Below are 20985 nucleotides of genomic sequence, written 5' to 3' on the forward strand. Positions count from 1 at the left end.
CGCGGCCTGAATCGGGCGACTTGGCCAATCGGGCGACTTGGCCTGAATCGGGCGCCGTGAAGGCTTGAAGACCAACGGGCCGGATGCCATCGCATCCGGCCCGTTTTTTTGTTGGTGCCGCCGCGCGTCAGGCGGCGCGGACGGTTTCGAGGAAGCGGTTGACCTCGTGGCCGAGGCGTTCTGCCTGCGAGGACAGCGCCGAGGACGACGACAGCAGTTGCGACGCCGCGGCGCCGGTCTGGTCGGCCGCGCCCGCGACCCCGGTGATGTTGCGCGTGACCTCGCCGGTGCCGGAGGCGGCCTCGGTGATGTTGCGCACGATCTCATGGGTGGTCGCGCCCTGCTGCTCGACCGCGGCCGAAATCGAGGCCGCGATATCGTCCATTGACTGGATGCGCCCGGCGATGCCGCCGATCACGCCGACCGCCCGCTCGGTTGCGGCCTGGATGGTGCCGATCTGGGCGGAGATCTCGCTGGTGGCGCGCGTAGTCTGCTCGGCGAGCGTCTTCACCTCGGCGGCGACCACCGCGAAGCCCTTGCCGGCATCGCCCGCCCGCGCCGCCTCGATGGTGGCGTTGAGGGCGAGCAGGTTGGTCTGGGCGGCGATGCCGGAGATCAGCTGCACGACATTGCCGATCCGCATCGCGCCTTCCGACAGTTCGCGCACCAGGGCGCCGGTCTGGCCGGCCTCGGACACCGCGAGCTTCGACATGCCGGCGGAGCGCTCCACCTGGCTGCCGATTTCCTGCACCGACGCCCCCATTTCCTCCGCCGCGCTCGCCACCACCTGAACGTTGTTGGCGGCCTGCTCGGCGGCGGCGGCGACGGTCGTCGCCTGGGCCGCGGTCTCGGTGGCGGCCGAGGACATCGATTCGGCGGTGTGCTGGAGTTCGGTCGCGGCGGAGGACACCGCGGCGACGATGCCGCCGACGGCGTTCTCGAAGCGGTCGGCGAGGTCCTGCATCAGCCGGCGCCGTTCGACCGCCGCCTCGGCCTCGCGGGCCTTCGCCTCGGCCTCCAGCGCGGCATTGCGGATCATGTTGTCCCTGAAGACCTGCACGGCCGCGGCCATGTCGCCGATCTCGTCGCGGCGGCCGACGCCGGCGATCTCGGCTTCGGTGTCGCCGGCCGCCAGGGTGCGCATCGAATCCGACAGCCGTGTCATGCCGCGCACCACGCGCCGGTTGACGACGACGAAGCCGGCGACGGCGAAGAGCACCGTGAATACGACGACGACCGCGATGATGATGAAGCCCCGATTGGCATCCCGGTGTTCGGCGTGGGCGTCATCGACCACGAGCGTGACAGCGAGGGTGGCAGTGTCGGCGATCTTCGAAAGGCCCGCCCGGGCATCGACGCGCCACTTCTCGAAATCGATGTCCGGCATCTTGCCGGCGGTTAGCGCTTCGGAGACCGCCTCGCGGGCCTGGTTCAAGGGGCCGGTGAAATAGGCGGCGTCGGCTTCGGCCTGCGCCGCCTTGAGGCTGTCCGGAATACCGGGGCTCGAGATCATCTCGCTCGCCATCTTCCAGGCGAAACGGGCGGTGTCGTTGGTATCGTCGAGGGCGTGGAGTTCGGCCGCCGTCATCAGCCGCTTCTCGGCGAGGGCCGCGTTCAGCGCGAACACGTTCTGTCCCGCCATCGAGCGGGCGGACCAGACGAGGTTGCGAATCTGGATGAGCCGGGAGGTGGCGGGATCGAGCGCCTGCATCTCCTGTTCGACGATCCTGGAGGCCTGCTCGACGCTGTCGATGAGTGCGGTTCCACGGTCGAGATAGCGATCGCGCAGGGCCTTGTCGCGCGAGGCGACCGGCTGGCTCAACGCGGCGTCATAGTCCCGCCGCACGGCTTCCCAGGCCGTGAAGGCAGCTTCGAGACTGGCACGAGCCTGCGCTTCTTCCTTGCTCGGCAGGGCGGCAAGCCCGGCAAGCGCCCCCTGAACGGCGGTCGTCACCTTGCCGCGGGCGGTGGACACGGACTTCTGCAGGTTCGCGCCGTCCTGAGGCTCGCGAATGAGGGCGTTCGAGCCGTCGCCGCGCTCGACACGGACATTTGAAAGCGCCGCGAAAAGGTCACGGTCGATGATGGCATAGGAGGCAACGCTCTCCGTGATTTCTCTTTCTTGATACTCACGGTGCAGCCCCCATGCCGAAAGACCGATGGTAATCGTCATAAGGACGGATAATATTCCAGTCAGTGTGACTTTGATCGATAGAATCTTCGGACGTGAAATCGCTGTATCCATGAGTGGCGTCCCAACCGGTTTAATGTGACTCGCGGATTCAGGACGCTATTTCCGCTATCTTACCGGAAGCTATCGCGCTGCTTCGTCAATCTTTCCTGAAGCTGTCGCGCTGTTTCGCCAAATCGTCATATTATATTAATCATATATTTATCCGCATTAAAAAAAGTGCCATCAAGCCGGGCATAAGTTGAAGCCTTTAAATTCACGCGCTGCGTTTTCGGCGCGGGCCGTCCGGTGGTCGCTCGCCGGAGGCCGCGCTGTCGCGATGCCGCGATGAGCGCCGTGAAGGCTTGAAGACCAACGGGCCGGATGCCATCGCATCCGGCCCGTTCTTGTCAGGGGGGCGTGCGCGTCAGGCGGCGCGGACGGTTTCGAGGAAGCGGTTGACCTCGTGGCCGAGGCGTTCGGCCTGCGAGGACAGCGCCGAGGACGACGAGAGCAGCTGCGACGCCGCGGCGCCGGTCTGGTCGGCCGCGCCCGCGACCCCGGTGATGTTGCGCGTCACCTCGCCGGTGCCCGTCGCCGCCTGGGTGATGTTGCGCACGATCTCCTGAGTGGTCGCGCCCTGCTGCTCGACCGCGGCCGAAATCGAGGCCGCGATATCGTCCATCGACTGGATACGCCCGGCGATGCCGCCGATCACGCCGACCGCCCGCTCGGTTGCGGCCTGGATGGTGCCGATCTGGGCGGAGATCTCGCCGGTCGCGCGTGTGGTCTGCTCGGCGAGCGTCTTCACCTCGGCGGCGACCACCGCGAAGCCCTTGCCGGCATCCCCCGCCCGCGCCGCCTCGATGGTGGCGTTGAGGGCGAGAAGGTTGGTCTGGGCGGCGATGCCGGAGATCAGCTGCACGACATTGCCGATCCGCATCGCGCCTTCCGACAGCTCACGCACCAGGGCGCCGGTCTGGTCGGCCTCGGACACCGCGAGCTTCGACATGCCGGCGGAACGCTCCACCTGGCTGCCGATTTCCTGCACCGACGCGCCCATTTCCTCCGCCGCGCTCGCCACCACCTGGACGTTGTTGGCGGCCTGCTCGGCGGCGGCGGCGACGGTCGTCGCCTGGGCCGCGGTCTCGGTGGCGGCGGAGGACATCGATTCGGCGGTGTGCTGGAGTTCGGTCGCGGCGGAGGACACCGCGGCGACGATGCCACCGACCGCGTTCTCGAAGCGGTCGGCGAGGTCCTGCATCAGCCGGCGCCGTTCCACCGCCGCCTCGGCCTCGCGGGCCTTCGCCTCGGCCTCCAGCGCGGTGTTGCGGATCATGTTGTCCTTGAAGACCTGCACGGCCGCGGCCATGTCGCCGATCTCGTCGCGGCGGCCGACGCCGGCGATCTCGGCTTCGGTATCGCCGGTCGCCAGGGTGCGCATCGAATCCGACAGCCGGGTCATGCCGCGCACCACGCGCCGGTTGACGACGATGAAGCCGGCGACGGCGAAGGCCAGCGCGACCGCGACGAGAGCCGCGATGATGGCGAAGCTCCGATTGGCCTCGTGGTTGTCGGCGTTGGCGTCATCGACCACGAGCGTGACCGCGAGGGTGGCGGTGTCGGAGATCTCTGCAAGGCCCGCCCGGATATCGACGCGCCACTTCTCGAGATCCACGTCGGGCACCTTGCCGTCGGACAGCGTTTCGGCGACAGCCTTGCGGGTCTGGCTGAAGGGGCCGGTGAAATAGGCGGCGTCGGCTTCGGCCTTTGCCGCCTTGAGGCTGTCCGGGATGCCCGGGCTCTCGATCATCTCGCTTGCAATCGTCCAGGCGAACCTGGCGGTGTCGTCGGTATCGTCGAGGTCGGTGACTTCGGCTTCCGTCAGCGGCCGCTTCTGGGCGAGGGCCGTGTTCAGCGCGAGCGAACTCTGCCCGGCGGACGAGCGGGCGGACCAGACGAGGTTGCGAATCTGGACGAGCCGCGAGGTGGCGGGATCGAGCGCCTGCATCTCCTGTTCGACGATCCTGGAGGCCTGCTCGACGCCCGCGATGAGGGCGCTTCCCCGGTCGAAATAGCGATCGCGCAGGGCCTTGTCGCGCGAGGCGACCGGCTGGCCTACCGCGGCGTCATAGTCCTGCCGCACGGCTTCCCACGCCGTGAAGGCGGTGTTGAGCGCGGCGTGGGCCTGCGCTTCTTCCGCGGCCGGCAGGGCGGCAAGCCCGGCGAGCGCCGCCTGAACGGCGGTCGTCACCTTGCCGCGGGCATTGGTCACGGACTCGCGGAGGGTCGTGTTGTCATTGGGTTCCTGCAACAGCGCCGTCGAGCCGTCGCCGCGTTCGACACGGATATTTGACAGGGCGGAGAAAAGATCGCGGTCGATGATGGCGTACGAAGCAACGCTGGTGGCGGTTTCTTTCTCTTCATACGCGCGGTGCAGCGCCCATCCCGACAGGCTGATCGTAATAGCGATCAATACAAGCAATATAGTCGCCAATATTACTTTGATGGAGAAGAGGGTATTGCCTGCCGACCCAGAATTCATTGATAGCGCCCCAGCTGATTTTACGTGATTCGTGGAGTCTGGACGCTATTTCGGGTATCTTGCGTGAGGCTATCCCATCTCTTTATCAATAAGTAATATTATAAGAATTGCATATTTTATGTGCGTTAAAAAAGAATTCTATCTAGACGGGTAGAAAATTGAAACATGTCGTTCTGCTTTGTATGTCCGGCCGGTACGGCGGAAGATAGCCACTCTCACGGACGGGCTGGGGGCGCGCAAAATCCGGTTCCTGAGCCGGCTTCTGCCGTGGTGCCACTCTGCCGCGCGGCCCCGGAGATGCGGTGAGCGGACGCGGTCCGTCCGGCCGCTCGCCGGCTCCATCGCCCGCCGCCCCCTTGCATGTGCCGGGGTTCCCGGTCCAAATCCTCGCCGGAGCGGGTCACCGTTCCGCTTGTCCGGTTTCCCGGTTCCCGCCGCAGGATAGTCACGACGCCATGAGCGCCCGCCGTTCGACCCGCTTTCTCTCCGTTCTCGTGGTGGCCCTCGTCGCGGCAGGCTGGTGGTGGCTCGGCCGCCCGGTCGCGGTGCCGCCGTCTCCGCTCGCGCCCGGCGAGGAGATCGCGTGCCTGTCCTATGCGCCCTATGAGGACGAACAGACCCCGTTCGATCCGACGCTGTTCATCCAGCCCGAGCAGATCGACCGGCAGCTCGCGGAACTCTCCAAGGTCACGTCCTGCGTGCGGACCTATTCCACCGGGCAGGGGCTGGCCGCGGTGCCCGACATCGCCCGTCGCCACGGGCTGAAGGTGCTGCAGGGCATCTGGCTCGGCCGCAACCGCACGGACAACGCCAAGGAAATCGCCACCGCCATCGAACTCGCGAAGGCCTATCCCGACACCATTCGCGGTTTCGTGGTCGGCAACGAGGTGCTGCTGCGGCGCGACCTCTCCCGCGACACCCTGATCGATGCCATCCGGACGGTCCGCAAGGCGGTCGCGCCGATCCCGGTGACCTATGCCGACGTGTGGGAGTTCTGGGAAGAGAACAAGCCGATCGCCGACGAGGTCGATTTCGTCACCATCCACATCCTGCCGTACTGGGAAAACGACCCCGTGGACGTGAACGGCGCGCGCGACCACGTCGAGGACGTGCGGCGCGAGATGGGCGACCTGTTCAAGGGCAAGCCGATCCTGATCGGCGAGACGGGATGGCCGAGCCGCGGGCGGATGCGCGAGGGGGCGCTGCCGTCGCCTTCCAACCAGGTGCGCTATCTCTCCGAGATCATCGCGCTCTCCAAGAAGAACGGCTGGGACTACAACCTGATCGAGGCGCTGGACCAGCCCTGGAAGCGCGCGCTCGAAGGCACCGTGGGCGGCGAATGGGGCGTGCTCGACGACGACGGCGCCGTGAAGTTCCACTGGGGCGTGGCGATCAGCGACCATCCCGGCTGGCGCTGGCAGGGCGTGGTCGGCATTCTCGCCGCCGTGCTGGTGTTCGTCGCCGGTGCGGCGGCCCGCGGGCGCGGCGCCTATCGGGTTGCCTTCCTCGCGCTCGTGTGCGGCTTCGCGCTGCCGTGGTGGGCGGAGGAAGCGCCCGTCATCAGCCTGGACGGCTGGGACTGGGCGCTCGCGCTCGCGACCCTGGTGCTCGGCATCGCCATGCCGCTTCTGGCCGCCCGCGCGGTTGCCACCGCCGCCGCGCGCCCGCGCCTCGAGGCGGTGCTCGGGGGAAAGCCGGCCCCCGCGGGCCTCGCGCCGGTCGGCCGCCTGATCGGGTGGTGCCTCATTCCGACGCTGGTGCTGGCGGTGCCGACGCTGATCGCGCTCCTCGCCGATTCGCGCTATCGCGACTTCCAGTTCGCGGCTTTCGCGCCGCTTGCCGCGGCCTTGCTGATCGTGCCGGCCATCGGCCCCGCGGGGCGGTCGGAACGTCTGTTCGCTCTTGTGATCGTGGCGGCCGCCATCGGCGTGGTGGCGAACGAAGGCGTGCTGAACTGGCAGGCCTGGGCGTTCTCGATCGTGCTCGCCGCGCTCGCGGTCGCACTCAGGCCGTTCAGCCGCGGGCTGTCCGCGCCGGCCGCGCAAGCGACAGGATCGCGAGCGTGAACGCGAGGCCCGCGGGCCACGCGCTGAACAGCACGATGCACAGCACGGCGGCCACGATCGTGGCGCCGAACAGGAAAACGCTCGGGCGCACGAGCGTATAGAGGCCGATCAGCACGGCGACGATGCCCGGGAACACCGTGCGGAAGCCCTGGTTGAACACCATCCGCACCGTGCAGCGCAGCGACGCCTCGCCGGCTTCGCAGGACTGGGCGATCTCGGTCACGTCGATCAGCCCGTAGCGCAGCCACAGCGCGACGCCGAGGGCCACGACGGCGGCGAAGCCGATGGCGAGAAGATTGAGAAGCGAAAAGTGCAGTCTGGTCATCGTCGTCCGGTGTGATGGCAACGGGCCGGCACGCAACCGGGATGCCGTCGCGGCGTCCGCTCGGTTCTCTCGACCCTCCGCCGACCATGGCGGCTCCGATGGCGGTGCGCAACGGCGAATTCGCGGGGTGGAAAAGCCGTTTCCCGCCGGTTCCGGGCCGGTGCCGGGCGCTGCCAACCTTGACGGGCGGGGGGGCAGTTCCTACGTTCCAGCCGAACCCGACGCCGATGCCACGCCCGGCCTCGGCGCCCCAGTTCCCCGAACGTCGCGTTCGCGACAGATGAGGTTCGACATGGCTTCCGCCGCAGACTCCGCCACGACCAAGGTGACCGACACGTCCTTCAAGGCCGATGTTCTCGACGCGGACGTTCCGGTCGTCGTCGATTTCTGGGCCGAGTGGTGCGGCCCGTGCAAGATGATCGCGCCAGCGCTGGAGGAGATCGCCTCCAACCTCGAAGGATCCGTCCGCATCGCCAAGCTGAACGTGGACGAGAATCAGGCGACCGCGATCAAGTACGGCGTGCGCTCGATTCCGACGCTGATGGTCTTCAAGGGTGGCGAACTCGCCGCCACGAAGGTCGGCGCCCTGCCGAAGCAGCAGCTTCAGGACTGGATCAAGAGCGCGATCTGACCGGACGGCCGGCGCCCGGGCGCCGGCTCCACGACCGATACGTAATCGCCGGTATCGGTCCGCCGATGCCGGCGAACGGGTATCCCGAGATCCGAACAATCCCGAGATCAGACTGAACCGACATGACGACCGAAAGCCGCGAACCGACCCAGGAAACCGAACCGGCCGCCGAGGCCGTGGGCAGCGAGGATGCGCAGCAGCCTCAGGCTGCCGCGTCGGACGCCGTTGCGGCGCTGAAGGCCGAGAACGACAATCTGCGCGATCAGGTGCTGCGCACGCTGGCGGAGATGGAAAACCTGCGCCGGCGCACCGAGCGCGAGGTGCAGGATGCGGGCCGCTATGCGATCGCCTCGTTCGCCCGCGACATGCTGAGCGTCGGCGACAACCTGCGCCGGGCGCTCGACGCGCTGCCGGCGGAGGCGCGGGCCGCGGCCGACAGCGCGCTCACCAACCTGCTGAGCGGTGTGGAACTCACCGAGCGCGAGCTTCTGAAGGGGCTGGAGAAGCACGGCGTGCGCAAGATCGCACCGAGCGGTCAGAAGTTCGATCCCAACCTGCATCAGGCGATGTTCGAGGTTCCGAACGCCGAGGTTCCGAACGGCACCGTCGTTCAGGTGCTTCAGGAGGGGTTCGTCATCGGCGACCGCGTGCTGCGCCCGGCGCTGGTGGGCGTCTCCAAGGGCGGTCCGAAGTCCACTGCCAAGGCCGCGGACGAGACAGCGGGCTGAGAGCGCGGTTGCTTCGCCGGCATTTCGCCAGGGCGCCATCGCTTCCCGGACACCATCGCGTTCCGAATACCGTTCGACGAACACGGCCGCGCCCACTGGGCGCGGCTGTTTTCATTTGTCGCACCCAAGGCCGGGTGCGACGTCGCCTTTCGCGAGCGAGCACGCAAAAAGCGCCATCGCCAAGGTTCCCGACCGTCTATAGGCTTTCCTGGCCTCATCCATGAGGCGGGGGAACATGAGATGGAAAACCGGACTTGCAACGGTGGGGCGCCGTTGCGGTGGGGCTGCAGGCTCGCCGTCATCGGCCTCGGTCTCGGAGGCGTCGCAACCGCAACTCGGGCGGAATCGCCGCGGCCGGAAACGCCCACCACCTACCAGACGCTCAATTTCGGATCGAACGGGACCTTCCTGACCGGCATCCGGGGCGACAATATCGTCGGCAACTACACCATCCCGGGCACCGACGACACCGGCGGCCTCTATTACAACATGGCGGCGCAGACCTGGTCGCCGATGCCGGAGCCCACTCCGAACGGCGCGAACTTTCCCGGCGCGATCGGCTCCTCGCCCTACGGCCCGAATTTCGGCACGCCGGATGGCATCCTGCGCGTCGTCGGCAGCTACCAGACCACGGTCTCGGCGCCCTACGACCTCAGCTATCTCTACGATGCCGCGCAGCCGGCCGGACAGCGGATCACGCCGCTCGTCTATCCCGATCCCGGCACGTTCTACACGATCGCGCACAGCACCTTCGGCAATCTCGTCGTCGGCAATTACGACACCCGCCTCGCGACCGGAAACGCCTTCATCTACAATATCGACACCGGCACCTACACCACCAACAACATTCCCGGTGCGATCAGCACGACCGCATACGGCGTCTACGGCGACAAGATCGCGGGCGGTTACGGGGAGATCATGGTCGGCGGCGGGCTCCACGCCGAGCACGGCTATATCTACGATCTCACCACCGGAACCTATGAGACCTACGATCATCCCGGCGCGGTCGCGACCCATTTCGAGGGCATCACGAGCGCCGGCCGGTCTGGCGAATACAATCTCGTCGCCAACTGGATCACGGCCGACGGCACCGTCCATCCGGCGGTGATGCACATCGACGCCCTCGGCAAGACGAGCTGGTACGAGATCGACATCCCCGGCAAGGTCGTGTCGTCGAACTCCGCCTACGGCGACAATGTCGTCGGCATCTACATCGATTCGAACGGCATCAACGGCTACATCGCCACGATTCCCGGCATTTACAATCCGATCCGCAACACCGGGGCGCTGACATCCGACGCCGATAACGCGGCCGCGCTCTCCGGCCGCAAGGGCGACGACATTGTCAATACCGGCACGGTTCAGGTGACGGGCAACGGCGGCGTCGGCATCCGCGGCGAAACCTACGGCGTGCTCACCAATTCCGGCACCGTCATCGCCACCGGGATCGTCGGCGCGGCGGCGGAGATGCACGGGCTCTACGGCACCCTGCTCAATTCCGGCACCCTGCAGGCGCCCGCCGTCGCCGATGCCCTGCGCATCGGACCCGACAGCGTCGGCAGCGTGATCGTCAATACCGGCATCATCGACGGCCGCATCGCCGCGACCGGCGGATTGCAGAAGCGGTTCGAGAACGCCGGCTGGATCGGCGTCACCGGCACCGGCGTGCCGATCACCGATCTGTTCGGCGGCACCTTCGTTCAGACGCCTGTCGGCACCTTCGCAGTGCGGGTGAGCGACAGCGGCAACGACCAGCTCGGCGTGGTCGGCACCGTGCGGCTTGCCGGCACGCTCCAGGCCACGTTCCTCGGCACGAGCTTCGCGCCGACGACGACGCTCATCGGCGCGACCGAGGGCGTCACCGGTGTGTTCGACCGCTTCGTCACGGTCGACCTGCCGGCGCTGTTCAAGGCGACCCTGAATTACGCCCCGACCGAGGTCACGATGAACGTGGCCTCGAACCTCGTCGGGTTGCCCAACCTCACCACGAACGAGCGACAGGTCGGCGCCACCGTCGATGGCATCATCAACACGACGACGAACGACCTGCTGACCACCCTGCCGGACGCTCTCGCCCCGCTCTACGACGTCTCGGCGAGCGACCTGCCCGGCGCGCTCGCCGCGCTGTCCGGCGAGGCCTATGCGAGCGAGCAATCGGTGCTGGTGGGCGATGGCTTCTATCTCCGCCAGGCGCTGCTCTCGCGCCTGCGCCAGGGCGCCTATGCCGGGGCCGGCGATGCGACCGCCGCGCTCGGCTTCGGCGGGCCGGTTGTGGCCAAGGCTGGTGCGTCCGCCGCTCCGTCTGCCACCACGTCTCCGTCTGCCACCGCGTCTCCGTCCGCGTCCGCTCCGGCGTCGGGATCGACGTTCGAGGGCACGATGTGGGCGCAGGCGTTCGGCGGCTGGAGCGACTACAAAGGCGGTTCCGGCACGTCGAGCGTCGATGCCTCCATCGGCGGCTTCGTCTCGGGGCTCGACGCGAAGGTCGGCGACTGGCTGTTCGGCGCTGCGCTCGGCTATTCGCGTTCGAACGCCAAGGTCGATGCGCTGGCCAGTTCGTCCGATGTCGACAGCCTGCTGATGGCGCTCTATGCCGGCACCAGCATCGGCCGCCTGAACCTGCGGGGCGGCGCGTCCTATGCCTTCAACGACATCGACGCCTCGCGCACCATCGCCTATCCGGGCTTCGCCCAGCAGGCGAGCGCGGTCCATGGCGGCGGCACCGCGCAGGTGTTCGGCGAGGTCGGCTACGGGTTCGCGCTCGGGCCGGTCGCGCTCGAACCGTTCGCCGGCCTCGCCTATGTCCATGTCGATACCGACGATTTCTCGGAGGCGGACGCCTCCGCCGGCCTGACGGGGTCGGCGGGCTCCATGGGCGTCGGCTATTCGTCCCTCGGCCTGCGCATCGCGACCACCCTGGAGCTGCCGGCCGGGATGTCCCTGCAGCCTCATGCCTCGGTGTCGTGGGACTATGCCTTCGGCGATCTTTCGCCGTCGGCGCGGATGTCGTTTCTGAGCGCGCCGGCCACCGGCTTCACCGTGACCGGCGCCCCGCTGTCGCAGAACACGGCCCTCATCGATATCGGCGCGGACCTGCGGATCGGCGCGCAGGCGCAGCTCGGCCTCGCCTATGTCGGCCAGTTCGGCTCCGACATCACCACCAACGCCGTGCAGGCGAACCTGACGTGGCGTTTCTAGTTCCTCGAAGGTCGCCGCCGCGCGGGTGGGGGGCTTCTTTGGGCCAGCAATCGCGTCCGGGATGCGGCAGTCCCGGCGCGCACCCCTTTCGTTTCCGGCCCCGTTCCGCCATATAGGGCGAGGAAAACAGGCCTCCGCGAGGCCTCGATGAGCGGCCTGACGGCGCAGCGGGGTGCTGCCGTGCGGCCGCAAGGTGGAATTGAAGCCATGGTCAACGGTCTGCCGGTCGTGAAGATGAACGGTCTCGGCAACGCCATCGCCGTGATCGACCTCAGAGGCGGCGAGGCTCCCCTCACCGTCGCGGAGGCGCGCGCGCTGGCGGCCCCGTCGGTCGGGCTCGGCTTCGACCAGATCATGGCGCTGCATCCCGCGACGGACGGCGCCGACTGCTTCATGCGGATCTACAATGCCGACGGCTCCGAGGCGGGCGCGTGCGGCAACGGCACGCGCTGCGTGGCGGACCTCCTGTTCGCGGAAACCCGCCGGGACCGGCTGGTGCTGGCGACCGAGGCGGGCGATCTCGTCTGCACGCCCGGCGGTGCCGCCCACAGCGTGACCGTCGACATGGGCGCGCCGCAATTCGCCTGGGACCGCATTCCGCTTGCCGGGCCGGTGGACGATACCCGCGCCGTGACGGTGCCGCTCGATGCCGTTCCCGGTGCCGCGGCCGTGCGGGGCGCCGGGCTGATCGGACCGGCGAGCGTCGCCAATGTCGGCAACCCGCACGCCATCTTCTGGGTGGACGACATCGAGGCGATCGACTTCGCCACCCTCGGCCCGCTGCTGGAGAGGCACCCGCTGTTTCCCGAACGGGTCAACGTTTCGCTCGCCCGGGTGGACGGGCCGGACCGCATCACCCTGAAGGTGTGGGAGCGCGGCGCCGGCCTGACGCGGGCCTGCGGCACCGCGGCCTGCGCCACCATGGCGACGGCGGTGCGCACCGGCCGCGTCGGTCACGAAGCGACCATCGTGCTGCCCGGCGGCGAACTGCGCCTCGCCTGGCGGGAGAGCGACGGCCACATCTTGATGACCGGCCCGGCCGAGACCGAGGCGCGCGGCCTGATCGACCGGCAGAACCTGACCGTGCGCTTCGAGGCGCCGAGGGCGGCATGATGGCGGTCGACGTTCTCACCTTCGGCTGCCGGCTCAACACCGCCGAATCGGAAGTCATCCGCCGCGAGGCGGAGGCGGCCGGGCTCGGCAGCACGGTGGTGATCAACACCTGCGCCGTGACGGCGGAAGCCGTCCGCCAGGCGCGCCAGGCGATCCGCAAGGCGCGGCGCGAGAACGGCGACGCGCGGATCGTGGTGACCGGCTGCGCCGCCCAGATCGAGCCCGAGACCTTCGCCGGGATGGACGAGGTCGATCTGGTGCTCGGCAATGCCGAGAAGCTCGACCCGGCCGCGTGGCGCCGGGTGGCCGGCGACAACCGCCCGCCGGGGCTCTCGGGCCATCCCGATTTCGGCCTCTCGGCGGCGGAGAAGATCCGCGTCGACGACATCATGGCGGTCAAGGAGACCGCGGCGCACCTGATCGAGGGCATCGAGGGCCGGACCCGCGCCTTCGTGCAGGTGCAGAACGGCTGCGACCACCGCTGCACCTTCTGCGTCATCCCCTACGGACGCGGGCCCTCCCGGTCGGTGCCGATGGGCGCGGTGGTGAGCGAGATCCGCCGCATCGTCGCCAACGGCACGCCCGAGGTGGTGCTGACCGGTGTCGACCTGACCTCCTACGGTCAGGATCTGCCGGGAGCGCCGAGGCTCGGCGAACTCGTCACCCGCATCCTCAAGCTGGTGCCGGAACTGCCGCGGCTGCGGCTGTCGTCGATCGATTCGATCGAGGTCGACCCGTCGCTGATGCGCGCCATCGCGGAGGAGGAGCGGCTGATGCCGCATTTCCATCTCTCGCTGCAGGCGGGCGACGATATGATCCTGAAGCGGATGAAGCGGCGCCACCTTTCGGCAGATGCCGTGGCGTTCTGCGACGCCGTGCGGCGGCTGAGAAGCGACGTGGTGTTCGGCGCCGATTTCATCGCCGGCTTTCCGACCGAGACCGAGGAGATGTTCGCCAACACGCTGGCGCACATCGAGGATTGCGGCCTGACATATCTGCACGTCTTCCCGTTCTCGCCGCGCCGGGGCACACCCGCGGCCCGGATGCCGCAGCTTCCCCGCGAGGTGGTGAAGGCGCGGGCGGAGCGGCTGCGGGCGGCCGGCGACGCGCGGCTCGCGCGCCACCTCGCCGCCGAGATCGGCGCGACCCGGCACGTCCTGATCGAGCGCGACGGCCTCGGCCGCACCGAGCAGTTCACGCCGACGCTGATCCAGGGCGGCCGGCCGGGCGAGGTGCTGCCGGCGCGCATCACCGGTTTCGACGGCACGCGGCTCGTCGCTGAAGCCGCCTGAGCCTCGGCTCCAGTCAATCCCGGCAGCCGGCCTGCGCAAGCACGCGCGCCGGCCGCGCGAACGGAAGAACACACGATGGCGGAAGAAAAGCGTGGCCTGTTCGGGCGCCTGTTCGGGCGTCGCCCCCAGGCGGAGGAACCGGCCGCCCCCGAGAAGGCTGCGCCCGAGACGGCCGCTCTGCCGGAGGTGAGCGAGGGCCTTACGCCGGACGCCGTCCCGCCCGCGCCCGCAACGGACGGGGGTCAGCCGCCGGTCGCTGCCGAGACGGTGGAGGTGGTGGCGGACGCGCCGGCTCCTGCTGCCCCCGTTGGCGAGAAGGCCGAAGGCGAACCCCAGGGCGGATTGCCGAACGCGGGCCTATCGCCTGCGACGGTGGTGCCGGACGAGGAGCCCGCAAGCACCCTCGACCTCGCGGCCCTGAGTGAGGGCGCGGCCGCCGGGGACGTGGCGCCGGTGGACTTGACGTCTGCTGACCTGGCGTCTGCGACGGAAGCGCTCGATCTTCCGCCGGCCGAGCCCGTCGCCGTGCCGGCGGCACCATCCGCGCCTTCCCGCCCGTTCTTTGCGGATGCCGCGGCCCCGAGCGTCGAGCCGGTGGAAGAGGCGGCGCCGAAGGCCTCGTGGCTCGCGCGGCTGCGCAAGGGGCTGTCGCGCACCACCTCCTCGCTCGCCGGCGGCATTTCGAGCCTCTTCACCAAGCGCAAGCTCGATGTCGGCACGCTGCAGGATCTGGAAGATCTGCTGATCCAGGCCGATCTCGGCGTCGAGACCGCATCCGCCATCGCCGACCGGATTTCCGACAAGCGCTATGAGAAGGGCATTTCAGACGACGAGGTGAGGGCGATCCTCGCCGAGGAGATCGAGGCGCGCCTCGCGCCCGTGGCGAAGCCGCTGGCGATTTCCGTCGCGCACAAGCCCCACGTCGTGCTGGTCGTCGGCGTCAACGGCACCGGCAAGACCACCACCATCGGCAAGATTTCGGCGCAGTTGCGCGCCCACGGCCGCTCGGTGATGCTGGCGGCCGGCGACACGTTCCGCGCCGCCGCCATCGCCCAGCTTCGCATCTGGGGCGAACGCACCGGCGCCGCCGTGATCGCGCGCGCCGAGGGATCGGATGCCGCGAGCCTGACCTTCGAGGCGATGAAGGAGGCGAAGGAAGCCGGCGTCGACGTGCTGCTGATCGACACCGCCGGGCGCCTGCAAAACCGCGCCGAACTGATGGCGGAGCTGGAAAAGGTCATCCGCGTCATCCGCCGCCACGATCCGACCGCGCCCCACGACGTGATCCTGACCCTCGACGCCACCACCGGCCAGAACGCCATGAACCAGGTCGAGATCTTCGGCAAGACCGCGGGCGTCACCGGCCTCGTGATGACCAAGCTCGACGGCACGGCCCGCGGCGGCATCCTCGTCGCCATCGCCTCGCGTCACAAGCTGCCGGTCCACTTCATCGGCGTCGGCGAGGGCATCGACGATCTCGAGCCGTTCTCGGCGCGCGATTTCGCCCGCGCCATCGCCGGCCTCGACGCCTGATCGCGGCGGGCCGGCGAAGCGGGACGACGCAACACTCCGCCTTCCGCAGAGACAGCGGAAGGCGCCGCGATTTCGCGGCCGGCCTTCAGTGGTTGGTCACCGCATAGGTCTTGTGCGCGACCACTTCGAGCCCCTTCGAGGCGTACATCTTGAACAGGGCGATGTAGAACGCCGGCACGTCGTCGTTCGAGATCCGGAATTCCCCGACATTGGGGTCGAACGCATAGAGGTGCGACCCGAAGCCGAAGATCTTGCCGCCGGACTGGTAGGCGCAGATCGCGTGGCCGGACGTCTTCTGCGCGTTGGCCTCCTTGAAGCTGAGCGCGGTCAGCGTGTAGGCGTGGGTGCGGCAGACCTGACTGCGAAGCGTCAGGACCTCGTAGCCCGGCGGCTTGCAGTGGGTGGTGTGCCACTTGTTGACGAATTTCACCCCGTGCCGTTCGCCGCCTATGTTCATGCGCTTCAGCATGTCCGGCTTCGTTTCCTTGCCGCCCTTCTCGAACGTGTCGATGCCGTATGAATTGATCTGCGTGTTCAGCGCTTTGTAGAATTGCTGCTTGTCGGCCTGGATGTCGTCGATTCGCCTTTGCATGGCTTCCATCCGCTTGACCTGCCCGTCGGTGCGATAGCGGCGATGCGAGGCGATCCACTCGCAGCAGAGGCCGAAGCAGATGCCTTGCAGGAACTCGTGTTCGAACGGCTTTTCCGCCGAGAATTTCGGCCCGTTCTTGTAGCTCTCGACGATCTTCTTGAATTCTGCCGACTGCTTGTATTCGATCGACTGGAAATCGGAAAGCGACTGCTTCAAGGCAAAACTCCTGCCGCTGCGCGGATGCGGTTGCGCCGGTTCGACCGTCTCCGGCGGGGAGGGGGCGAAACACGGACCGCCGTGGCTTCAAAGTCCGGATGGGATCGTGCGGATGGCCCGGCGGATGGTGTCTGCAAGAGGACGTTGCACTTTCGCCCGGCACATCTTCAAGACGAGTTTACTCGAGACAGACATAGATGGATCGCCTGCAAATAATGTCGCGCCGCATGAAAGATTTTGAAACAAATCTCTCATGCCTTACCCCGCTTCTTTTCTATCGCTTGTCATGATCGCGCGCCATCGGCGTTTCAGCGGGCCGGCTTTTTGTCCTCCTCCGGCAGATGGCGGGTGAGCGTCACTTTCGGGTGGGGCGAACTGGTGCGAGGCGCTGCGAAAACGCATGGGACGACGCGCGGCGTCGGCGGCGCATCCGGACCGATCCGCGCGCCGCTGCCGATCGAGGGCTGTGGATGACGTGCGGTCAATTTGCCGGCGATGTGAAAGCCCATGTTGCATTCCGCGTCGCGAGCCGCTACAGAGACACCCGTTCGACACGCTCCCTTCGTCTAGCGGTCTAGGACGTCGCCCTCTCACGGCGAAAACAGGGGTTCGAGTCCCCTAGGGAGCGCCACTTTCCTCGAGCCTTGCGACCTGCGTCATACGCGGTCTGCTCGATGGAGCGAACATCGTTCATCCACGATCTGGAACGTTCGGCAGGCACGGGCTTTTGCGCCTGATGCCGATATCGCGATTCGCGCGGCTGCGGCGTTGCGGATATGGGCTGCGCCGGCTTCAGGGGGGCGTCGACGTCCTTCCAGCGGGGCTGCCGCCTGCCGTCGGCGAAGCGCGCCGGGCCTGACCCGCCACGGCGCCGGCGTTTGCCGCCGGTCTCTCACCTTTATCGCCGATCTCCCGCCTTTTCCGTCCAACGTGCCGGCGCTGTCCGCGGCGTGCCGAAGGACGGATCGGTGCGATTGACTCGTTCAATAAATCCGCATACCGTCTGCGCATGTTCGCAGTTTCTATATTCGGTATGTAGAACGCATGAGCCAGTCCTCCGCCGCCCGCTTCCCGTTTTCGATCGGCCATGTCGCCAAGGTGACGGGCGTCGCCGTGTCGACCATCCGCTCGTGGGAGAACCAGGGCCTTCTCGCGCCCAACAAGTCGGCCGGCGGCCACCGCTCCTATGGCGAGGCCGATATCGAGCGCATCCGGCGCATCGACCGGATGCGGCGGATGGACGGGCAGAGCCTGTCCGCCATACGCCGGGTGCTCGACAGCGAGGAAGAGATCGCGGCGCCCCAGGACGGCGAGGCGGCGCCGGCGGCGGCCTTCAATCACCTCGGCGCGCGCGTGCGCAGCCTGCGCCAGGAAGCGGGCCTGTCGCTGCGCGAACTCTCCGACCGCACCGCCATCGCCTCCTCGCACCTCAGCATGTTCGAGCGCGGCGTCGCCTTCCTGTCCCCCGCGCGCCTCAATGCCATCGCCGAGGTGTTCGGGCGCACGCTCGCCGAACTGCTCGGCGGCACCAAGGGGCGCGACTTCCCGGTCGTCCGTCGCGGCCAGGGCCGGATCGTCGGCTCCTTCGGGCCCGGCGTGACCATCGAGCAACTCACCGTCTCCCAGCGGCTGATGGATGCCGAGGTCTGGACGATCGATCCCGACCGCGAGAGCGACGGCTTCTACGCCCACGAGGGCGAGGAACTGATCTACGTGCTGGAAGGCTCGCTGGAACTGGCGCTCGCCGACCGCGATGCCGAGGTGCTGAACCCGGGCGACGGCGCCTATTTCAACAGCCGCATCGCCCACCGCTGGCGCAACACCGGCCGGGTGCCGGCCAAGGTGCTGTGGATCAACACCGACAGCGACCGGCTCTCGTCCATGAGCTTCGAGAAGACCGACCGCCGCCTCGGGCTCGGCGCCGGCATCGGCGAGGGCATCGGCGAGGGAGCGCTCAGCCTGGAGCTGCCGCAGGGCGCGCGCACCTTCCGCGTGATCGAGACCCACACCGAGGGCCACCCGACCCACATCCTGATCGAGCCTCTCGAGGGGCTCGACGCCGACAGCGTCGCCGGCAAGGCGCGCCAATTCGCCGAGCGCTACGACAGCCTGCGGCCGATGCTGCTGCACGAACCGCGAGGCCATTCCGGGGCCTTCGGACTGGTGCCGGTCGCCTCCAGCGCCGCCGATTTCGGGGCGTTCTTCATCTCCTCCTACGGCTATCCCGGCCTCTGCGGCCACGCGATCATGGGCTACACGGCGGCGCTCAGGGCACTCGGCCGCCTCGCCAGCCACCCGCGCTTCACCATCGAGGTGCCGAACGGCATCCTCACCGTGCATGTCGGGGCAGAGGGCGACGCGGACGCCATCGCGCTGGAAATGCCGCCGGCGATCGTCTCCGAGGCCGACCGGCGGGTTCACGTCGACGGACACGATCTCGACGTCGCCGTCGTCGTGTGCGGCGACTGCTACGCCCTCGTCAATGCCGACGCGGCCGGCCTCGCCCTCGATGTCGGCGGCATCGACCGGCTGCTCGCCGTCGGCGACGGCCTGCGCCGTCATCTGAACGAGGCGCTGCCCCGGCGCGCCGGCTCGCGGCCGGTGATCAATTCCGTGCTGTTCCATGGGGCGGACGAAGGCGGCGGCGCCCGCCAGTTCCTCGCCATCGACCGCCAGAAATTCGACCGCTCGCCCGGCGTCGCCGGCCTGTCCTGCCTTCTGGCCCTGCGGGCCGCCACCGGGGCGGCCGCTCCGGGCGCGCGGCTCGAAGCCGTCAGCCTGTTCGGCGGCCACCTCACGGGCGAACTCATCACCACGACCCACGGCGCCGGCAGCGCCGTGGCCGTCACCACCCGGATCACGGGACGCGCGCACCTCAAGGCCGTGGCGACGCTCATCCAGGAGGAGGGCGATCCTCTCGGCAGCGGCTTCCTGAGATAGCCCCCGCCTCGCAGCCTAACCAGAAAACCAGGGAACAGACGATGATAACCGCCTCATCCATCCGACCGTCTCCGGCCATCCGCCCGGCGATCCGCCATCTCGTCCTTCTGCTCGTCGGCGCTTTCGTCCTGGCGCTGTCCAGCCTGCAGTCCGCGTTCGCCACGGACCCGAACCTCGTGCTCGACCGCATCCGCAACAGCGGCGAACTGCGCGTGCCGGTGATGGTCGGCGAGGAGCCCGGCTATGTCCGCAACCGCGACACCGGCGAGTGGGGCGGCTTCTACATGGATTGGGCGAAGGACATCGCCGAGCTGCTCAACGTGAAGGTGGTGCCCGTCGAGACCACCTGGGGCAATCTCGCCGCCGACTTCCAGGCCAACAAGATCGACATCGCCTTCGGCCTCAACCCGAACCCGAAGCGCGGCCTCGTCGTCGACTATCTGAGCGTGCCGCTGTTCACCGATGCCTGGGCCATCGTCACCAAGCCGGGCTTCACCAAGAAGACCTGGGCCGAGCTGAACGATCCGTCCGTGCGCCTCGTGGTGCAGAAGGGCGGCACCATGCAGGTCGTCGCGGAATCCCTGACGCCCAAGGCCACGATCACCCCGGTCGAGGATCGCCCGCTCGGCGTGATGGAACTGCAGGCCGGCCGCGCCGACGCCATGATCCTCGCCGTGTTCGACGCCATCGAGGTCGCCAAGCAGATCAACGGCGAGATCATCCTGCCGAGCCCGATGCTGCTCAATCCGGCCACCATCGGCGTGCGCCGCGAGGAAGGCAACGAGGGCTACGAGAACTGGCTGACCAACTGGGTGAACCAGCAGCGCGCCCTCGGCCTCGCTCAGGGCAAGCTGCGCAAGACCTTCGAGGATCGCGGCATCGACCTTTCCGTGCTGCCGCCCGAGTTCAACTTCTGACGCCGATCCCGGTGCCGGCTTCGGCCGGCACCGGGCCCGTTCCTCGCCAAGCAAGGTCGCCGCGCCGTGTTCGACTGGTCCGTCATCACCCAAAACGCCCACCTGTTTGCCTGGGGACTTCTGGTCACCCTGGAATACACAGTGATCACCTGCGTTTTGGGGCTGATCGTCGGGCTCATGATCGCGCTCGCCCAGCTTTCGCCGCTGCGCACCCTGCGTGTCGTCGGCATGCTGTTCGTGGAATTCTTCCGCAACGTGCCGCTGCTCGTCTGGCTGCTGTGGAGCTATTACGCCCTGCCGATCTTCGCGGGCATCAACATCAGCAAGCAGGCCGCCGGCATCCTCGCGCTCAGCCTCTATGGCGGCGCCTATTATGCCGAGATCCTGCGCGCCGGCATCCAGTCGCTCGACCATGGCCAGGCCGACGCGGCGAAGGCGCTCGGCATGCGGCCGTGGCAGGCGATGCACCGGATCATCCTGCCGCAGGCTTTCCGGCAGATGATCCCGCCGCTCGCCGGCCAGACCATCATCCAGATGAAGAACACGACGCTTCTCTCCGTCATCACCGTGCCGGACCTGCTTTATCAGGCGAGCTACGTGTCGTCGTTCACCTACCGGCCGATGGAAGTCTACACGGTGGTCGGCCTCATCTTCCTGGCGATCCTGATCCCCTCCAACTATCTCGCGCGCCGGCTCGAGATGCGCAGCCATTGAGAGGG

The 20985-nt window shown here is 68.0% G+C and carries 16 protein-coding genes and 1 tRNA gene; 12 read left to right on the forward strand and 5 right to left on the reverse strand.

From position 1 onward, the window contains the following. Positions 1 to 127: 127 nt before the first annotated feature. A complete protein-coding gene (locus tag BUF17_RS13655) occupies positions 128 to 2173 on the reverse strand; it encodes a methyl-accepting chemotaxis protein (RefSeq protein ID WP_084564657.1) in 2046 nt (681 codons plus the stop codon). Positions 2174 to 2597: 424 nt separating this feature from the next. After that, positions 2598 to 4484, reverse strand: coding sequence for a methyl-accepting chemotaxis protein (locus BUF17_RS13660; RefSeq protein WP_175563700.1), 1887 nt, complete (start codon positions 4482 to 4484; stop codon positions 2598 to 2600). Positions 4485 to 4551: 67 nt separating this feature from the next. On the opposite strand from BUF17_RS13660, the gene BUF17_RS22950 reads away from it, so the two are divergent. Together BUF17_RS22950 and BUF17_RS13665 are read left to right on the forward strand one after the other, a co-directional pair. Next, positions 4552 to 4743, forward strand: coding sequence for a hypothetical protein (locus BUF17_RS22950; RefSeq protein ID WP_175563701.1), 192 nt, complete (start codon positions 4552 to 4554; stop codon positions 4741 to 4743). A 427-nt stretch (positions 4744 to 5170) separates the two neighbouring features. Further along, positions 5171 to 6781, forward strand: coding sequence for a glycoside hydrolase family 17 protein (locus tag BUF17_RS13665; protein WP_073629583.1), 1611 nt, complete (start codon positions 5171 to 5173; stop codon positions 6779 to 6781). Here the strand turns inward: BUF17_RS13665 and BUF17_RS13670 are convergent. Then, entirely contained in the window at positions 6729 to 7106 is a 378-nt protein-coding gene (locus BUF17_RS13670; RefSeq protein ID WP_073629585.1) for a hypothetical protein, read from the reverse strand. The genes BUF17_RS13665 and BUF17_RS13670 overlap by 53 nt on opposite strands. A 292-nt stretch (positions 7107 to 7398) precedes the next feature. On the opposite strand from BUF17_RS13670, the gene trxA reads away from it, so the two are divergent. From trxA to ftsY, 6 genes are all read left to right on the forward strand, one after another. Beyond that, the gene (gene trxA / locus BUF17_RS13675) at positions 7399 to 7737 is read left to right on the forward strand and encodes a thioredoxin TrxA (protein WP_073630045.1); all 339 of its coding nucleotides are present in this window, start codon (positions 7399 to 7401) and stop codon (positions 7735 to 7737) included. A gap of 122 nt (positions 7738 to 7859) precedes the next feature. Next, positions 7860 to 8465, forward strand: coding sequence for a nucleotide exchange factor GrpE (grpE, locus tag BUF17_RS13680; protein WP_073629587.1), 606 nt, complete (start codon positions 7860 to 7862; stop codon positions 8463 to 8465). Between the two features lie 240 nt (positions 8466 to 8705). Continuing rightward, positions 8706 to 11663, forward strand: a complete 2958-nt coding sequence (locus BUF17_RS13685; protein ID WP_073629589.1) for an autotransporter family protein — start codon at positions 8706 to 8708, stop codon at positions 11661 to 11663. A 147-nt stretch (positions 11664 to 11810) separates the two neighbouring features. Then, complete coding sequence (gene dapF, locus BUF17_RS13690; protein ID WP_244530883.1) at positions 11811 to 12776, forward strand: diaminopimelate epimerase; 966 nt, start codon at positions 11811 to 11813, stop codon at positions 12774 to 12776. Next, a complete protein-coding gene (gene mtaB, locus BUF17_RS13695) occupies positions 12776 to 14068 on the forward strand; it encodes a tRNA (N(6)-L-threonylcarbamoyladenosine(37)-C(2))-methylthiotransferase MtaB (protein ID WP_073629593.1) in 1293 nt (430 codons plus the stop codon). Before dapF ends, mtaB begins: the two co-directional genes overlap by 1 nt. 75 nt (positions 14069 to 14143) lie before the next feature. After that, on the forward strand, positions 14144 to 15601 hold the full coding sequence (gene ftsY, locus BUF17_RS13700; protein WP_073629595.1) for a signal recognition particle-docking protein FtsY: 1458 nt from the start codon (positions 14144 to 14146) through the stop codon (positions 15599 to 15601). An 85-nt stretch (positions 15602 to 15686) separates the two neighbouring features. On the opposite strand, the gene BUF17_RS13705 is transcribed toward ftsY, so the two are convergent. Together BUF17_RS13705 and BUF17_RS13710 are read right to left on the reverse strand one after the other, a co-directional pair. Continuing rightward, complete coding sequence (locus BUF17_RS13705) at positions 15687 to 16409, reverse strand: YopT-type cysteine protease domain-containing protein (protein ID WP_073629597.1); 723 nt, start codon at positions 16407 to 16409, stop codon at positions 15687 to 15689. A gap of 308 nt (positions 16410 to 16717) precedes the next feature. After that, on the reverse strand, positions 16718 to 16918 hold the full coding sequence (locus tag BUF17_RS13710) for a hypothetical protein (RefSeq protein WP_073629599.1): 201 nt from the start codon (positions 16916 to 16918) through the stop codon (positions 16718 to 16720). A 46-nt stretch (positions 16919 to 16964) separates the two neighbouring features. Between BUF17_RS13710 and BUF17_RS13715 the strand changes: the two genes are divergently transcribed. The 4 genes from BUF17_RS13715 (at position 16965) to BUF17_RS13730 (ending at position 20980) form a co-directional block, all read left to right on the forward strand. Further along, positions 16965 to 17040: transfer RNA gene (locus BUF17_RS13715), tRNA-Glu, on the forward strand. Between the two features lie 413 nt (positions 17041 to 17453). Beyond that, entirely contained in the window at positions 17454 to 19349 is a 1896-nt protein-coding gene (locus BUF17_RS13720) for a proline racemase family protein (RefSeq protein WP_073629601.1), read from the forward strand. A gap of 41 nt (positions 19350 to 19390) precedes the next feature. Beyond that, positions 19391 to 20266, forward strand: coding sequence for a transporter substrate-binding domain-containing protein (locus tag BUF17_RS13725; RefSeq protein WP_073629603.1), 876 nt, complete (start codon positions 19391 to 19393; stop codon positions 20264 to 20266). Between the two features lie 66 nt (positions 20267 to 20332). Continuing rightward, positions 20333 to 20980: an amino acid ABC transporter permease gene (locus tag BUF17_RS13730; protein ID WP_073629605.1), complete on the forward strand. Its 648-nt coding sequence runs from the start codon at positions 20333 to 20335 to the stop codon at positions 20978 to 20980. Positions 20981 to 20985: the final 5 nt, after the last annotated feature.

It is taken from the genome of Pseudoxanthobacter soli DSM 19599, from assembly GCF_900148505.1.
GTDB lineage: Bacteria > Pseudomonadota > Alphaproteobacteria > Rhizobiales > Segnochrobactraceae > Pseudoxanthobacter > Pseudoxanthobacter soli.

Excerpts from the sequence above, each read along its gene's own strand:
- BUF17_RS13655 (WP_084564657.1), bottom strand. The coding sequence starts at position 2,173 with ATGACGATTACCATCGGTCTTTCGGCATGGGGGCTGCACCGTGAGTAT.
- BUF17_RS22950 (WP_175563701.1), top strand. The coding sequence starts at position 4,552 with ATGATGGCGTACGAAGCAACGCTGGTGGCGGTTTCTTTCTCTTCATAC.
- BUF17_RS13665 (WP_073629583.1), top strand. The coding sequence starts at position 5,171 with ATGAGCGCCCGCCGTTCGACCCGCTTTCTCTCCGTTCTCGTGGTGGCC.
- BUF17_RS13670 (WP_073629585.1), bottom strand. The coding sequence starts at position 7,106 with ATGACCAGACTGCACTTTTCGCTTCTCAATCTTCTCGCCATCGGCTTC.
- trxA (WP_073630045.1), top strand. The coding sequence starts at position 7,399 with ATGGCTTCCGCCGCAGACTCCGCCACGACCAAGGTGACCGACACGTCC.
- grpE (WP_073629587.1), top strand. The coding sequence starts at position 7,860 with ATGACGACCGAAAGCCGCGAACCGACCCAGGAAACCGAACCGGCCGCC.
- BUF17_RS13685 (WP_073629589.1), top strand. The coding sequence starts at position 8,706 with ATGGAAAACCGGACTTGCAACGGTGGGGCGCCGTTGCGGTGGGGCTGC.
- dapF (WP_244530883.1), top strand. The coding sequence starts at position 11,811 with ATGAGCGGCCTGACGGCGCAGCGGGGTGCTGCCGTGCGGCCGCAAGGT.
- mtaB (WP_073629593.1), top strand. The coding sequence starts at position 12,776 with ATGGCGGTCGACGTTCTCACCTTCGGCTGCCGGCTCAACACCGCCGAA.
- ftsY (WP_073629595.1), top strand. The coding sequence starts at position 14,144 with ATGGCGGAAGAAAAGCGTGGCCTGTTCGGGCGCCTGTTCGGGCGTCGC.
- BUF17_RS13710 (WP_073629599.1), bottom strand. The coding sequence starts at position 16,918 with ATGGGCTTTCACATCGCCGGCAAATTGACCGCACGTCATCCACAGCCC.
- BUF17_RS13720 (WP_073629601.1), top strand. The coding sequence starts at position 17,454 with ATGAGCCAGTCCTCCGCCGCCCGCTTCCCGTTTTCGATCGGCCATGTC.
- BUF17_RS13725 (WP_073629603.1), top strand. The coding sequence starts at position 19,391 with ATGATAACCGCCTCATCCATCCGACCGTCTCCGGCCATCCGCCCGGCG.